The organism is Microbacterium murale (assembly GCF_014635185.1).
Lineage (GTDB): Bacteria > Actinomycetota > Actinomycetes > Actinomycetales > Microbacteriaceae > Microbacterium > Microbacterium murale.
This window is the reverse complement of sequence record NZ_BMCM01000003.1, coordinates 203,075-216,950: the sequence shown is the minus strand read 5'-3', so window position 1 is coordinate 216,950 and position 13,876 is coordinate 203,075. Positions and strand designations below refer to the sequence as shown.

Genomic DNA, 13,876 nt, shown 5'->3' with positions numbered 1-13,876 from the left:
GTACCACCGGTGCACTCTGAACTCATGACACGCAACGACCCAGCATCGACAGCATCCGCCCCCACGGCCCCAGAGCGACAGCTCGAGGACGAGCTCTGGGATGTCGTTATCATCGGTGGCGGCGCCGCAGGCCTGAGCGCCGCGCTCATCCTCTCCCGCGCCAGACGACGTGTTCTGGTGCTCGATGCGCAGGAGCCGCGCAACCGTTTCGCGCCGCACATGCACGGCGTGCTGAGCCGCGACGGTTACTCCCCTCTCGATCTCGTCGCCGACGGCAGACGCGAGGTCATCGCCGCGGACGGAGTCATCGAAACCGCACGCATCATCGAGACCCGCGCGATCGACGACGGGTTCGAGGTCATCACTGAAGCCGGCGCCCGCATCACCGGACGTCGCCTCATCATCGCGACAGGAACCCGCGACGTGCTGCCCGAGATCGACGGACTCGCAGAACAGTGGGGTCGCGGTGTAGTGGCGTGTCCCTACTGCGACGGTTACGAGGCCGCCGGACGCAGGATCGGCGTGCTACTGGGCTCTGCCGCCGGCATCCACAAGGCGCATATGCTGCGCTCGTACTCGACCGACATCACGGTGTTCACGGCACTCGCGGATCCGATCTCCGAGTCCGATCGGCGCATCCTCGAGCAACGCGGCATCCGCGTGGAAGACCAGAGCGTCACCCGCGTCGTGACCGACGGGGATCGACTGACCGGACTCGCTCTCGCCGATGGCACAGTCGTACAGATCGATGCGCTCTTCGCCGAACCGCGACTCGTCCCGCTCGACGAACCGCTTCAGCAGCTCGGCGCCGCACGCACGGACACGCCGTTCGGCGCGTGGCCCACTGTCGACGAGTTCGGACGGACGAGCGTCCCTGGTGTCTCGGCCGTGGGCAACACCGCGAATCCGGGTGCGCTGGTTCCGATCGCGATGGGGTCGGGCGCGACTGCCGCTCTCGCGTTGAACGGCGAGTTCGTGGCGGAAGAGGTGGCGGCCGCCGCACACGCAGCGAACGCCGATCAGGAAGCGGGAGTGCGATGAGTCACGAATCGGATGCCGCCGCAGATGCGACTCGGTTCTGGGACGAACGGTACGTCAGCCGGCGCACCGAGCACGGCCGGATGTGGAGCGGGCGCGTGAACGCGACGGTGGCGCAGCAGGTGTCGGACCTCGCCCCCGGCACCGCGCTCGAACTCGGATCGGGAGAAGGTGCAGATGCCCTCTGGCTCGCGGCGCGAGGCTGGGATGTCACCGCGCTCGACATCTCGTCGATCGCCCTGGAGGTCGGCGCAGGAGAGGCAGCGAAGGCGGGACTCTCCGACCGGATCGAGTGGGTGCAGACCGACCTGGCGGCGTGGCGTCCGTCCGCACAGTACGACCTCGTGATGTCCGCGTTCCTGCACTCGCCAGTCGACTTCCCACGGGATGCCATCCTCCGACGTGCGGTGTCCGCGATCGCGCCGGGCGGAAGACTTCTCGTGATCGGACACGGCGGATTTCCGCCCATGTCCGAGCACGTGCACGACGGTGAGGTCCCGCCGTTCCCGTCGCCCGACGAGGTGCTCGCGGCGCTCGATCTGCCCACCGGATGGGTCGTCGAGACGAACGCATTGATCGAGCGGACGACGAAGTGGCGTGACGAAGAAGACGTAGTCCTCATCGACACAGTGCTGTGCGTGCGCCGTCTCGACTAGACACGGCGCACGCACAAGCTCCCTCGGGCTGAACGCGGCTCAGCTGTTCCGGTTCGCGCTGGGTCCAGGCTGGGTCTTGGAGAACAGCACGACGATGATCACCGTGATGCCGACCACGACGTGCGGCAACCAGACGTTGAGCGCTTCGCCCGCGAAGCCGAAGATCCACGGCGAGAGCGCCAGGAACAGGCTCGCCACGATGTCGAACACGAGGTGAACGGGCATCGGAATGAGTCCGAAGGGGCCCCATTCGTACTTCGTGAAGAGGCTGTAGACGATCAGGCCGACGCCGAGCACGATCGGGATGACGACGGCGGGGCCTCCGACGCCGGCGAATCCGAACAGCCATGGCGCCGCGATGAGCGCGATGCCGACGAGGTAGTCGAGGACTCCGTGAACCTTGGTGGGGATGAAGCGCATGATTCCTCCTTGAGTATGGCCGCGATATCGCGGCTGTCACTGAAGGTTCGGCGCAACGGGGAAATCGGATGGGATGCCGACGAAACTCATCTCACGCTGAAGCAGATTCTCCGTCTGCTTCAGGCATACCCGGACCCGGCCCGGGGCGCACCGCCGCATCTTCAGCGACGTTCACTCTTGTGACGCCGTCGCGCTCGGTCACTTCCACGCGCGGCGCAGCGTCGGCCTCGGTGGCGTCCGGCGCTGTCGTGAGCTGATCGTGGCGCTTCTGTTCGTGGCTCATCTCTTCGTGTGACATACCGCATCCTTTCGTCTGGGTTCCCCAATGTATCCCCGGGCGAGCCCGGGAATCAGGGGCTTGATGTCGGTCGTCGACACGGCTAGGTGAACGCCAGCCGGTTGCGATTCACGTCTGACCCGCAGTTTTGACTGCTACGGTGAGCGAAGTCGGCATCTCGCCGGCGTCAGGGAAGACTTCTTGTCGACCAACGGGCCGTTACGGCCGCTTCGTTCTCCGTCGCCTCCTCTGGACCATCTCGAGGAGACCCGATTTCCGTGCACCCGTATACCCATTCCACTGAGTCGCGAGCAGACAACGCAACGGCCGCACTCCCCGTGCTTCCGGTCGGCTCGACCGCGATCGTCTACTGCGAGGCCCAGTTCGGTGAGCAGGACGGTAAGACGGCCAACGGCCTGGTCCGTCATTCCGAGAAGTACGACATCCTCAGCGTCATCGACAGCCGCCACGCCGGCGCAGACGCCGGCGCATTCCTTGACGGCACAGCCAACGGCATCCCGATCCTCGCGAGCCTGGCAGAAGCCATCGCGCACGCAGGCAACATCCCCGACTACCTCATCTGCGGTGTCGCACCCGCAGACGGACTCCTTTCCGACGCGCAGCGCGTCGTTCTGCTGGATGGCATCGCCCACGGCATGCACATCATCAACGGCCTGCACGAGTTCCTCAACGACGATGCCGAGTTCGTCGCCGCCGCGCTGCTCTCCGGTGTCACGATCACCGACGTGCGACGACCGAAGGACAAGAAGGATCTCCACCTGTTCTCTGGACGCATCTTCGACGTCACCTGCCCGCGCATCGCCGTGCTCGGCACCGACGGCGCGATCGGCAAGCGGACCACCGCGACGTTGCTCGTCCAGGCACTCAACGAACGCGGCATCCACGCGGTCATGGTCGGCACCGGCCAGACCACGATCATCCAGGGTGGCCGCTACGGCGTGGCACTTGACGCTCTGGTGCCGCAGTTCTGCTCCGGCGAGGTCGAGAACCAGGTCGTCGCAGCCTTCGAAGGCGAGAATCCGGACATCATCATCGTTGAGGGCCAGGGCGCACTCAGCCACCCCGCGTACCTCACTTCCGCGCACATCCTTCGAGGCAGCCGCCCGGCTGGTGTGATCGTGCAGCATGCACCGGGCAGGCAGGTACTCGGAGACTTCCCGATGATGCCCATGCCTGACGTCGCCAGCGAGGTCGCACTCATCGAGGCATTCGCCGACACCAGAGTGATCGGCGTGACCGTCAACCACGAGAACCTCACGGATTCGCAGATCACCGCCGCGATCGACGAGATCGAGCTCGATCTCGGAGTTCCGGCGACCGATCCTCTGACGCGTCCGCTGAGCAACCTGGTCGACATGGTGCTGCAGGCATTCCCCGACCTGTCGAAGGCGCTCACGCAGCGATCGGCCTGACGCGCCAGAGGCCGCACGAAGCGTCAGCCGCGAGTGACGGGTTGCTGCAGTTCGGTCACCCAGTCCGACTGGTCCTCCGAAGTCGCCCGAACATACAGTTCGCGGCACGGGCCAGAGTGAACGAGCCCTCGAGCGAAGATCTCGGCGTGGATCGCTTGCCAACTCTCGGCAATGTGGTCCATCGAGCCGAGATGGATGCCGCAGACGGCAGCTTCGGCGGCGGGCAGTTCTACGACCTCGAAGCCGTCCCGAGTGGGCCCGTTGTAGGCATACCCGGCGATGATCTGCAGCCCGTCTTCAGTCGTCTCGTACTGTGCGATCGGCGTCGCCAGGGACCCGCGCTCATCACCGATGATCTCCGCGACGGCGTCGAAGGCGGGGCCGACGACACCCGCGACATCGGGTTGCTCGGAGACGATCGCGCGGCGAGCCGCGAGACGAACAGCGGGCAGGGACTTCTCGATGATCTCGATCTGGGACATGTGGTTCTCTCTCTCGATGAGTTGGAGTCGCCGTTCCACGTCGATGAGTCTGCCAGCAGCGAGGCGGTGTTCTTGCTCGACCTCTGCACGACGGATGCGCAGCAGAGCCTCGATGCGACCCGCGTCGACTCCCTGGTCGAGAATCGACGAGATGTCGTCAAGGCCGAACCCGAGCTGACGCAACGCGACGATCCGATGCAGACGCTCGAGTTGCGATGGGTCATAGGATCGATAACCGCTGTACTCGTCCACGTGAGCCGGCACGAGCAGGCCGGCCGTGTCCCAATGCCGCAGCATCCGATGGGTCACTTGGCCGATCTGCGCGAAGGCTCCGATGGATAACATGTCTCAGTTCTCTCGCCTTCCACAGTGTGAGAGTCAAGTATCGCTCTACCGGACCACCGACGTCGGCGCTCACGGGTACTCTCCATCTGATGGTCAAGAACACTCCGCTCCCCGGTCCGTGCACGCTGTGCGGTGGCGCCCGTGGGCAGCGACTGAACGGATCGTGGCACTGCGCCTCGTGCGGATGGCGTTACGGCGATGTGCCGGATGCTGATCTGCCGCTCCCCCGCATCGACGTCGTCTACTACCTGCGGTTCGATCGCCGAGTGAAGATCGGCACGAGCATGCGTCCGCGGCAGCGGCTCGCCAGCATCCGCCATGATGAGCTTCTCGCCTTCGAACGCGGCGGACGAGTCGTCGAACAGCAGCGTCATCGCCAGTTCAGTGCGCTGAGGGAGGGCGGCGAGTGGTTCACGCTCACGCGCGAACTCGAGGCTCACATCATCGAGCTTCGGACGGCGGGCGAACCCTGGCGACTCCACGCGCGTTGGCTGAGCGAAGCGCTGCGCGCATGACGTTGAGCGTCAGCGAGCCCACCCGTAGCGCGTGATGAGCGCCGCGGCCACGCGATCGTAGAGTGTGCGCTCCAGCACGGCCGCCTCGCGGCGCATGCCGTCCTCGTGAACGCTGTACAGCAGCTCGATGTCGACCCACGACTCCCGTCGCTGTGAGTCCCAGGCACCGCTGCCGATGGAGAGGTAATCCCTGTCACGATCGTGTGCCTTGCTCGTCATCCGCACCGCGTACACGCGGTCTGCGGATTGCCGACCGATCACCAGCACGGGGCGGTCCTTGCCCCTGCCGTCGTTCTCCTCGTACGGCACCCACGTCCAGATGATCTCGCCGGAATCCGGGGCGCCGTCCCTTTCAGGGCTGTAACCGACCTGAAGAACCCCGATGCGCTCGGGGCCGATCCGCACCGTATCGCTCCCACGGGACTGACCCGCGTCGCCACCGGTCGCAACGGCGACGGCCACACCAGAACGTCCCGCCTCCTTCTCAGGAGAACGGGACGTTCGAGATGTCAGCGCCTTCAGAACGATGTCGGCGAGCTGAGACAGGATGCTCTTGGAAGAGGTCACCCCGTCACCCTATCGGCGACCCCGCGGCTCAGGCGTCGACCAGCGCGTAGCCCTCTTCACCGTGGACGACCGAGTCGACACCGGCGATCTCGTCCTCGTTGGTGATGCGGAAGCCGATCGTCTTCTGAATCGCGAAGCCGATGATGAAGGCGACGACGAACGAGTAGATCAGCACGCCCAGCGCCGCGATGAGCTGTACGACCAGCTGGCGGCCGTCACCACCGACGAACAGGCCGGTCTCCGAAGCGAAGAAGCCCAGGTAGAGCGTGCCGAGCAGACCGCCGACGAGGTGGATGCCGACGACGTCGAGTGAGTCGTCGAAGCCGAGCCGGAACTTCAGTTCGACTGCAAGAGCGCAGACGATACCCGCGACGGCGCCGAGCAGCAGCGACCAGCCCGGGGTCAGGTTGGCGCAGGCCGGCGTGATGGCGACCAGACCCGCGACGGCACCGGATGCCGCACCGACCGACGTGGCCTTGCCGTCCTTGATGCGCTCGATCAGGATCCAGCCGAGGATGGCGGCAGCCGTAGCACCGAGGGTGTTCAGGCCGATCAGACCGACACCGCCCATGTCCTCGGACAGCCACTCGGCACCCGCGTTGAAGCCGAACCAGCCGAACCACAGCAGCGCCGCACCCAGAAGCGTCAGCGGCACGTTGTGCGGCTTGAGGATGCCCTTCTGGAATCCGATGCGCTTGCCGAGCACGAGAGCGAGGGCGAGGGCGGCGGCACCGGCGTTGATGTGCACTGCCGTTCCACCGGCGTAGTCGATCACGGCGATGCCGCTGTCCTCACCGAACAGGGTGTTCCCGAGGTTCATGATCCAGCCGCCGCCCCAGACCCAGGCAGCGATCGGGAAGTAGCCCACCGTCGCGAAGATGCCGGCGAAGATCAGCCAGCTGCCGAACTTGGCGCGATCTGCGATTGCGCCCGAGATCAAGGCGACCGTGATGATGGCGAATGTCGCACCGTACGCGACGCCGAGCAGTGCGACGTTCGACCCCTCACCGGTTGCGAGACCGCCCAGACCGAAGTCTGCGAACGGGTTGCCAGCGAACTGCGTCGGGCTCTCCACTGCACTCATCGAGAAGCCGAACAGGATCCAGAGCACCGCGACCAGTCCGATGGAGCCGAAGCTCATCATCATCATGCTGACCACGCTCTTCGCCTTGACGAGACCGCCGTAGAAGAACGCGACGCCTGGTGTCATCAGCAGCACCAGCGCTGTCGCGGTGATGGCCCAGGAGATGTTGCCGGGAGCATCCATAGGAAAACCTCACATCCGAAGTAATTGAGAGCTTCAGTGTGGCGAGGCCCGATTTCCGGGATGCGCAGTGAGTGTTTCCGATCGGTTACAGCCGTGAGCCGGGTGTAACCATCGCGTTACGCGATGCTGGGTTGCTGCGCAGAATGTGTGAGCGCGTTCAGCCTGGAGATGGCGCGAAGATACTTCTTGCGATATCCGCCACCCAACATCTCTTCCGCGAAGACCTGATCGAGGCTCACACCGGTCGCGACGATCGGAAGCTGCGCGTCATAGACGCGGTCGACGAATGCGACGAAGCGCAGCGCCTCGGACTGATCGGTCAGCACCTGCACATCACGCAGGCCGACGAGCGACAGTCCGTCGATGAGCCGGATATAGCGCGACGGGTGCACCTTGGCCAGATGACGGATGACATCTCCGAAGACGTCATCGGATGCCGTGCCCGCTGCCGCCACGATGCGCTGGGTGTACTCGGCATCATCCAGCGCGACGGCGTGACCGTCCAGTGCTCGCTGGCGGAAGTCGACGCCGTCGATGCGGATGGTCTCGAAGCTGTCCGACATCGCGTGGATCTCGCGGAGGAAGTCCTGTGCGGCGAAGCGGCCCTCCCCGAGGGCGTTCGGCGGGGTGTTCGAGGTGGCGGCGAGGCGGGTGCCCGTGCTCACCAGTTCGCCGAGGAGCCTCGTCATCACCATGGTGTCGCCCGGATCGTCGAGTTCGAACTCGTCGATGCAGATCAGATCCGCACCGCGGAGCAGGTCGACGGTGTTCCGGTAGCCGAGCGCTCCGACGAGCGCGGTGTACTCGATGAACGAGCCGAAGTACTTCCGACGTGCCGGCATCGCGTGATAGATCGATGCGAGCAGGTGGGTCTTGCCGACTCCGAAGCCACCATCCAGGTAGACGCCCGGCTTCAGCTCAGGCTCCTTCTTCGCACGGCTGAAGAAGCCTCCGCGCTTGACCGGCGCTCCACGCCCCGCGAACTTCTCCAGCAGCGCCTTCGACGCCGCCTGAGAGGGGAACTCGGCATCCGAGCGATAACTCTCGAACGTGGCATCGTCGAACTGCGGCGGCGGCACCAGACTCGCGAGCATCTCGGGTCCGGTGACCACCGGCTGGCGCTCGGTGAGATGCGCGGCGTCAGGGCTGGTGGTGTCGGTCATTCGTTTCCTGTGTCGAAGTCTTACAGAACGGGTGCCAGGCGCACCGAACGGCTCTATCGTCGAAGGGACGGCTCCACACTACGCCGTCATCGCCAGAGCCTTCGCCCGCACCCCACCTTGGAGCATCACGTGACCATCGAGTTCGATTCTTCATCCGAGAAGTTCGCCGAGTACGCCGAGCCGGGCCGGCTCGTCACCACCGAATGGCTCGCAGCGCATCTCGGCGAACCGGGCCTGGTCGTCATCGAATCCGACGAGGACGTGCTCCTCTACGAGACGGGCCACATTCCGGGAGCAGTGAAGGTCGACTGGCACACCGAACTCAACGACCCCGTCGTCCGCGACTATGTCGACGGCGAGGGCTTCGCCGCTCTGCTCAGCCGCAAGGGCATCTCCCGCGATGACACCGTCGTCATCTACGGCGACAAGAACAACTGGTGGGCGGCATACGCTCTCTGGGTCTTCTCCCTCTTCGGCCACGAGGACGTGCGCCTTCTCGACGGCGGTCGCGACCGCTGGATCAGCGAGGGCCGCGAGATCACCACCGATCGCGCCGAGGTGACGCCGACCGAGTACCCCATCGTCGAGCGCGATGATTCCGCACTGCGTGCGTACAAGGACGACGTTGTCGCCTTCATCGGCACCGGGCCCCTCATCGACGTGCGCTCCCCCGAGGAGTACAGCGGTGAGCGCACGACCGCTCCCGCCTACCCCGAGGAGGGCACGCTGCGGGCCGGGCACATCCCCACCGCGCAGAGCGTGCCGTGGGCCAAGGCCGTGGCAGAGGATGGCGGCTTCCGCAGCCGCGCCGAGCTCGACGCGATCTACCGCGACGGCGCGGGCCTCGAGGACGGCGACGACGTCGTGGCCTACTGCCGCATCGGTGAGCGCTCCAGCCACACCTGGTTCGTGCTCAAGCACCTGCTCGGGTTCGAGAACGTGCGCAACTACGACGGATCATGGACCGAGTGGGGCAGTGCCGTGCGCGTGCCCATCGTCACCGGCAGCGCGCCAGGTGCCCTCTGAACGTGTGACAATGACAGGGATGAGCACCACGCACGTTCCTGACACCCTCGCGGAGATCCGCGACGACTTCCTCGAGCTTCCGGAAGACGAGCGTCTTCAGCTGCTGCTGGAGTTCTCCAATGAGCTCCCCGAGGTGTCGGAAGAAGTCGCGAACCACCCGGAGATGTGCGAGCGAGTCGCAGAGTGCCAGTCGCCCGTCTACATCTACGTCGAGGTCCACGACGATGTCGTCACGATGCACGCGACGGCGCCACCGGAGGCACCGACGACGCGCGGGTTCGCCAGCATCCTCGTGCAGGGCATCAGCGGTCTGACTGCCGACGAAGTGCTCGCGATCCCCGACGACTTTCCCCAGTCGATCGGTCTGACCCGCGCGGTCTCGCCGCTGCGCATCGGCGGGATGACGGGGATGCTGATGCGCGTCAAGCGGCAGGTCACGCAGAAGCGCTGATCACACAGAAGGGCTGAAGCCGTTCGCGGCCGTCCAGTCGGTGATCGTCGCTGTCCAGCCGAGTTGGTCGTAGTTCCAGATCTTCGTGTGCCGTGCCCCGGTGAAACGCGGCATCGTGACGAGGTCCGGGCGCGCCTCGGCGAGAGCGTGCGAGGCATCGGCCGGCACGAACCCGTCGTCCTCGCTATGCAGGATGAGGATCGGAACCGTGAGCTCGTCGGCACGCGCGACCATGTCGAGCTTGTCGAAGGGGATCACGAACTCCGAGCCGGACAGTCGCGCGGTCAGCGGCGATGACAGTGCATTCATCGCCAAGGCGGGGAACGGATCGCGGATGCCCTCCTCCCGCGCCTGGAAACGCAGCACGTTTCGCCAATCGACCACCGGCGAATCGAGCACGAGCCCGACGATCGCCTCGCGGTGGGTCGATGAGACGGCGGTCTGCAGCGCGATCGCGCCGCCCATCGACCATCCCATCAGCAGCACCTGGGTCGCCCCGTGACGCAGCGCGTAGGAGATCGCAGCATCCACGTCCCGCCATTCCGAGGCGCCGAGCGCGTACGACCCGCCCTTGCTGCGCGGCGCTTCTCCGTCGTTCCGGTACGAGACCACGAGGTTCGGCATCCCGAGCGCATGGAACACCGGCACCGCACGCAGGCATTCTGCGCGGGTGACACCTCGTCCGTGCACCTGGATGACCCACGTCGATGATTCGGCAGGGAACAGCCACGCAGGACACGGGCCGGCGGGAGAGCCGATCAGCACGTTGTCCCACGGAAGATGCAGTTCACTCGGGGTCGAGTAGTACCAGCCGCTGAAACCGGCGGCACGATCGATCTTGGCGCCCGTCTCGATCTGCGTGAGCAGCTTCCGGCGCACCGTGGTGGCATCCGCGCTCAACACCGCGCCGAGCTTCACGTAACCGTAGGTGCCGGTCGTGAACAGACCGTAGCGCCCCGGCAGCTCCGTGTCGGGTGTGCGGGACAGTTCGATGGTCTGCGCACCGGTGTCGACCGCGAGAATATCTGTGTCGGCGGCGCGGACCGACGGCGTGACCACCCTGCGGGCGATGGCGAACACGAGAAACGCAACCGCGGTGCCCAGCATCGCGATCAGCGCAGGGACCAGCAGTGCAACGGCGTGCCTGAGACTCTTCATCGCTTCCTGACTCTAGCCTGTCAGCGTGAGCGCACACCCCGATGCCGGAGCGCATTTCGAACGTGCCGCAGCCGAGCTGCGTGACACGGTCTTCCGAGACGACATCGTGATCCGCGAGATTCCCTCTCCGCAGGGTCTGGCGCCGTTCTCGATCGCTCTCGCCGCGGACGTCCGTCCGGATGACCATGGCGACTCGATCTACGGCACCGGCCGCTTCGTATTGCTGTATGACCCGGATGCCCCGCCCGCGTGGGACGGTGCGTGGCGGATCGTGACGTTCGCGCAGGCGCCGCTCGAGCCCGAGATCGGCACCGACCCTCTGCTCGCCGATGTGACCTGGTCCTGGCTCGTCGATGCCTTGGAGTCACGGGATGCCGCGTACCACTCCGCATCCGGAACATCGACCAAGACCCTCTCCAAGGGCTTCGGAGCTCTGACGAGCGAAGGCGATGGCGCGCAGATCGAACTACGATCTTCTTGGACGCCGGAAGAACCGTTCCGACCGCACGTGGAAGCATGGGCCGAACTCGTCGGCATGCTTGCCGGTCTCCCGCCCGGCTCTGAGAACATCGCCGTGTTCGGCGCACGAAAGGCAGGGCGTGACTGAGTACAGCGTCATCGATGATCCGATCGAATTCCAGGCAGCCTCGCGGCTACTGGCCGCCGGTACCGGACCTGTCGCCGTCGACGTCGAACGTGCCTCCGGATTCCGGTACTCGCAACGGGCGTATCTGGTGCAGGTCTTTCGACGTGGTGCAGGCGTCTTCCTCTTCGACCCCCCTGCGATCGGCGACTTCGCCCCGCTGCAGGACGCGATCGGCGACGTCGAGTGGGTCTTCCACGCCGCGAGCCAGGATCTCCCCTCCCTTCGCGAACTCGAACTCGAGCCCGCCACGATCTTCGACACCGAGCTCGCGTCCCGTCTGCTCGGACATGAGCGCGTCGGCCTCGCCGCCGTGGTCGAAGACACCCTCGGCATCATGCTCAAGAAGGAGCACTCCGCGGCCGATTGGTCGACGCGACCGCTTCCGGATTCCTGGCTGGACTACGCGGCACTCGATGTGCTGCATCTCGTCGACGTACGCGATGTCATCGCGTCCGAGCTCGAAGAGCAGGGCAAGACCGAGTTCGCCGCGCAGGAGTTCGCCGCCACTCTCGCGCAGCCGCCCCGCCCACCGCGAGAAGACCCCTGGCGCCGCCTCAGCGGACTGCACCAGGTCAAGGGTGCCCGCGGGCTCGCCGTGGCGCGATCGCTGTGGGAGGCGCGCGAGGAGTTCGCACAGCAGCAGGACACGTCTCCCGGACGTCTGGTCCCCGACCGCTCCCTGGTCGCGGCTGTCCTGGCCAATCCGCAGAGCAAACAGGCGCTCGCGGGAGTGCAGGCGTTCAACGGGCGTGCGAGCAGGTCGCAGCTGGACCGATGGTGGGATGCGATCGTCCGAGGACGTGAAGCTCCTGCCGTTCCCCGTGAACGCGGGCACAGCGACGCGCTGCCTCCTGCGCGGGCGTGGAGTGATCGCAACCCTGAGGCGGACGCACGGCTGAAGCTCGCCCGTCCCGTCGTCGAGGCGCAGGCAGAAGAACTGGGCATGCCCACCGAGAACCTGCTGAAGCCGGAGACCCTGCGTCGAGTCGCATGGACACCGCCCGAATTGACGACGGATGCTGTCGGCGCCGCCCTCGCAGAGCTCGGTGCCAGACCGTGGCAGATTGAGCAGACTGCACAGAAGATCGTGGATGCCTTTGTAGAAGCCGGTCAACCGGCTGATCAGCCCGACGCACCCGAGTCGTAGGTTCGATCCAACCGATTCCGCACGGTATCGGGCGCCTCGTAGTCTGAGGTCAAACCTAACCTTGGAGGCAGAGTGGCCGAGATCTCGGACGTCTACTTCGTTGATGGCGTACGCACCCCGTTCGGGCGCGCCGGCGAAAAAGGCATGTACTGGAACACCCGCGCAGACGATCTCGCCGTGAAGGCGACGATCGGTCTGCTCGAGCGCAATGCCGGCGTCCCGGCCGGCCGCATCGACGATGTCGCGATCGCCGCGACATCGCAGACGGGCGATCAGGGCCTGACCCTCGGCCGCTCGGTCGCGATCCTCGCAGGCCTGCCGAACACCGTCCCCGGTCTCGCCGTCGAGCGCATGTGCGCCGGCGCGATGACCAGCGTCACCACGATGGGCGCATCGATCGGCATCGGGATGTACGACTTCGCCCTCGCCGGCGGCGTCGAGCACATGGGGCATCACCCGATCGGCGCCAACGCCGACCCGAACCCGCGCTTCGTCGCGGAGAAGATGGTCGACCCCGGCGCGCTGAACATGGGCGTGACCGCGGAGCGCATCTTCGACCGATTCCCCCACCTCACGAAGGAACGCTCCGACCGCTTCGGCATGCTGAGCCAGCACAAGGTGCAGGCGGCATATGACGCGGGCAAGATCCAGCCGGACCTCGTGCCGGTCGCGATCAAGGGCGCCGACGGCGCCTGGGGCCTCGCCACCGAGGACGAAGGCCGACGTCCCCAGACGACGATGGAAGACCTCGCCGCGCTCAAGACGCCGTTCCGTCCGCACGGTCGCGTGACCGCCGGCACATCGTCACCCCTGACCGACGGCGCCACCATGTCGCTGCTCGCCGGCGGCGGTGCGGTGAAGGAACTCGGCCTGAGGCCGAAGATGAAGATGGTGTCGTTCGCGTTCGCCGGCGTGCAGCCGGAGATCATGGGCATCGGTCCGATCCCCTCGACCGAGAAGGCCCTCAAGAAGGCCGGGCTGACGATCTCCGACATCGGCCTGTTCGAGTTGAACGAGGCCTTCGCGATCCAGGTGATCTCGCTGCTCGATCACTTCGGAATCGCAGATGACGACCCGCGTGTCAACCAGTGGGGCGGCGCGATCGCGGTCGGTCACCCGCTCGCGGCATCCGGTGTCCGACTGATGATCCAGCTCGCGGCGCAGTTCGCCGAGCGTCCGGACGTGCGATACGGCCTCACCGCCATGTGCGTGGGTCTCGGCCAGGGCGGCTCCGTCATCTGGGAGAACCCCTTCTACGACGGCAAGAAGCGGAAGTGAGTGCAGC

16 protein-coding genes are annotated in these 13,876 nt (G+C 65.9%); 9 read left to right on the top strand and 7 right to left on the bottom strand.

The features are described from left to right. Positions 1-24: 24 nt before the first annotated feature. Entirely contained in the window at positions 25-1,041 is a 1,017-nt protein-coding gene (locus tag IEV67_RS10605) for an NAD(P)/FAD-dependent oxidoreductase (protein WP_188436544.1), read from the top strand. After that, the gene (locus IEV67_RS10600) at positions 1,038-1,694 is read left to right on the top strand and encodes an SAM-dependent methyltransferase (protein WP_188436543.1); all 657 of its coding nucleotides are present in this window, start codon (positions 1,038-1,040) and stop codon (positions 1,692-1,694) included. Before IEV67_RS10605 ends, IEV67_RS10600 begins: the two co-directional genes overlap by 4 nt. Before the next feature lie 39 nt (positions 1,695-1,733). Here IEV67_RS10600 and IEV67_RS10595 read toward each other — a convergent pair whose 3' ends face one another. Continuing rightward, complete coding sequence (locus IEV67_RS10595) at positions 1,734-2,114, bottom strand: SPW repeat domain-containing protein (protein ID WP_188436542.1); 381 nt, start codon at positions 2,112-2,114, stop codon at positions 1,734-1,736. Positions 2,115-2,205: 91 nt separating this feature from the next. Beyond that, positions 2,206-2,412, bottom strand: coding sequence for a multidrug transporter (locus IEV67_RS10590; protein ID WP_188436541.1), 207 nt, complete (start codon positions 2,410-2,412; stop codon positions 2,206-2,208). Between the two features lie 257 nt (positions 2,413-2,669). Here IEV67_RS10590 and IEV67_RS10585 point away from each other — a divergent pair, with 257 nt between their 5' ends. Then, complete coding sequence (locus tag IEV67_RS10585) at positions 2,670-3,824, top strand: N-acetyltransferase DgcN family protein (RefSeq protein ID WP_188436540.1); 1,155 nt, start codon at positions 2,670-2,672, stop codon at positions 3,822-3,824. A 23-nt stretch (positions 3,825-3,847) separates the two neighbouring features. Here the strand turns inward: IEV67_RS10585 and IEV67_RS10580 are convergent, their stop codons facing one another. After that, the gene (locus IEV67_RS10580) at positions 3,848-4,651 is read right to left on the bottom strand and encodes a MerR family transcriptional regulator (protein WP_188436539.1); all 804 of its coding nucleotides are present in this window, start codon (positions 4,649-4,651) and stop codon (positions 3,848-3,850) included. 89 nt (positions 4,652-4,740) lie between these two features. Between IEV67_RS10580 and IEV67_RS10575 the strand changes: the two genes are divergently transcribed. Beyond that, positions 4,741-5,166, top strand: coding sequence for a GIY-YIG nuclease family protein (locus IEV67_RS10575; protein ID WP_188436538.1), 426 nt, complete (start codon positions 4,741-4,743; stop codon positions 5,164-5,166). Positions 5,167-5,175: 9 nt separating this feature from the next. Here the strand turns inward: IEV67_RS10575 and IEV67_RS10570 are convergent, their stop codons facing one another. From IEV67_RS10570 to zapE, 3 genes are all read right to left on the bottom strand, one after another. After that, complete coding sequence (locus IEV67_RS10570) at positions 5,176-5,733, bottom strand: type II toxin-antitoxin system PemK/MazF family toxin (RefSeq protein ID WP_188436537.1); 558 nt, start codon at positions 5,731-5,733, stop codon at positions 5,176-5,178. 28 nt (positions 5,734-5,761) lie between these two features. After that, positions 5,762-7,000, bottom strand: coding sequence for an ammonium transporter (locus tag IEV67_RS10565; protein ID WP_188436536.1), 1,239 nt, complete (start codon positions 6,998-7,000; stop codon positions 5,762-5,764). Positions 7,001-7,116: 116 nt separating this feature from the next. Continuing rightward, entirely contained in the window at positions 7,117-8,163 is a 1,047-nt protein-coding gene (zapE, locus tag IEV67_RS10560; protein ID WP_188436535.1) for a cell division protein ZapE, read from the bottom strand. Between the two features lie 129 nt (positions 8,164-8,292). On the opposite strand from zapE, the gene IEV67_RS10555 reads away from it, so the two are divergent. Together IEV67_RS10555 and IEV67_RS10550 are read left to right on the top strand one after the other, a co-directional pair. Beyond that, positions 8,293-9,189 (top strand): sulfurtransferase, encoded by an 897-nt coding sequence (locus tag IEV67_RS10555; protein ID WP_188436534.1) that lies wholly within the window; start codon positions 8,293-8,295, stop codon positions 9,187-9,189. Positions 9,190-9,208: 19 nt separating this feature from the next. Beyond that, a complete protein-coding gene (locus IEV67_RS10550; protein WP_188436533.1) occupies positions 9,209-9,640 on the top strand; it encodes a SufE family protein in 432 nt (143 codons plus the stop codon). Here IEV67_RS10550 and IEV67_RS10545 read toward each other — a convergent pair whose 3' ends face one another. Then, positions 9,641-10,798 (bottom strand): alpha/beta hydrolase family protein, encoded by a 1,158-nt coding sequence (locus IEV67_RS10545; RefSeq protein WP_188436532.1) that lies wholly within the window; start codon positions 10,796-10,798, stop codon positions 9,641-9,643. It lies immediately after the preceding gene. Positions 10,799-10,823: 25 nt separating this feature from the next. On the opposite strand from IEV67_RS10545, the gene IEV67_RS10540 reads away from it, so the two are divergent. The 3 genes from IEV67_RS10540 (at position 10,824) to IEV67_RS10530 (ending at position 13,869) form a co-directional block, all read left to right on the top strand. Next, on the top strand, positions 10,824-11,405 hold the full coding sequence (locus IEV67_RS10540; protein ID WP_188436531.1) for a DUF3000 domain-containing protein: 582 nt from the start codon (positions 10,824-10,826) through the stop codon (positions 11,403-11,405). After that, a complete protein-coding gene (locus IEV67_RS10535) occupies positions 11,398-12,591 on the top strand; it encodes a ribonuclease D (RefSeq protein ID WP_188436530.1) in 1,194 nt (397 codons plus the stop codon). Before IEV67_RS10540 ends, IEV67_RS10535 begins: the two co-directional genes overlap by 8 nt. A 72-nt stretch (positions 12,592-12,663) precedes the next feature. After that, on the top strand, positions 12,664-13,869 hold the full coding sequence (locus IEV67_RS10530; RefSeq protein ID WP_188436529.1) for a thiolase family protein: 1,206 nt from the start codon (positions 12,664-12,666) through the stop codon (positions 13,867-13,869). The last annotated feature ends 7 nt before the right edge of the window (positions 13,870-13,876 follow it).

What these genes read in the sequence shown, in the direction of transcription:
- IEV67_RS10605 (WP_188436544.1), top strand. Translation starts at nt 25, where the DNA reads ATGACACGCAACGACCCAGCATCGACAGCATCCGCCCCCACGGCCCCA.
- IEV67_RS10600 (WP_188436543.1), top strand. Translation starts at nt 1,038, where the DNA reads ATGAGTCACGAATCGGATGCCGCCGCAGATGCGACTCGGTTCTGGGAC.
- IEV67_RS10595 (WP_188436542.1), bottom strand. Translation starts at nt 2,114, where the DNA reads ATGCGCTTCATCCCCACCAAGGTTCACGGAGTCCTCGACTACCTCGTC.
- IEV67_RS10590 (WP_188436541.1), bottom strand. Translation starts at nt 2,412, where the DNA reads ATGTCACACGAAGAGATGAGCCACGAACAGAAGCGCCACGATCAGCTC.
- IEV67_RS10580 (WP_188436539.1), bottom strand. Translation starts at nt 4,651, where the DNA reads ATGTTATCCATCGGAGCCTTCGCGCAGATCGGCCAAGTGACCCATCGG.
- IEV67_RS10575 (WP_188436538.1), top strand. Translation starts at nt 4,741, where the DNA reads ATGGTCAAGAACACTCCGCTCCCCGGTCCGTGCACGCTGTGCGGTGGC.
- IEV67_RS10565 (WP_188436536.1), bottom strand. Translation starts at nt 7,000, where the DNA reads ATGGATGCTCCCGGCAACATCTCCTGGGCCATCACCGCGACAGCGCTG.
- zapE (WP_188436535.1), bottom strand. Translation starts at nt 8,163, where the DNA reads ATGACCGACACCACCAGCCCTGACGCCGCGCATCTCACCGAGCGCCAG.
- IEV67_RS10550 (WP_188436533.1), top strand. Translation starts at nt 9,209, where the DNA reads ATGAGCACCACGCACGTTCCTGACACCCTCGCGGAGATCCGCGACGAC.
- IEV67_RS10545 (WP_188436532.1), bottom strand. Translation starts at nt 10,798, where the DNA reads ATGAAGAGTCTCAGGCACGCCGTTGCACTGCTGGTCCCTGCGCTGATC.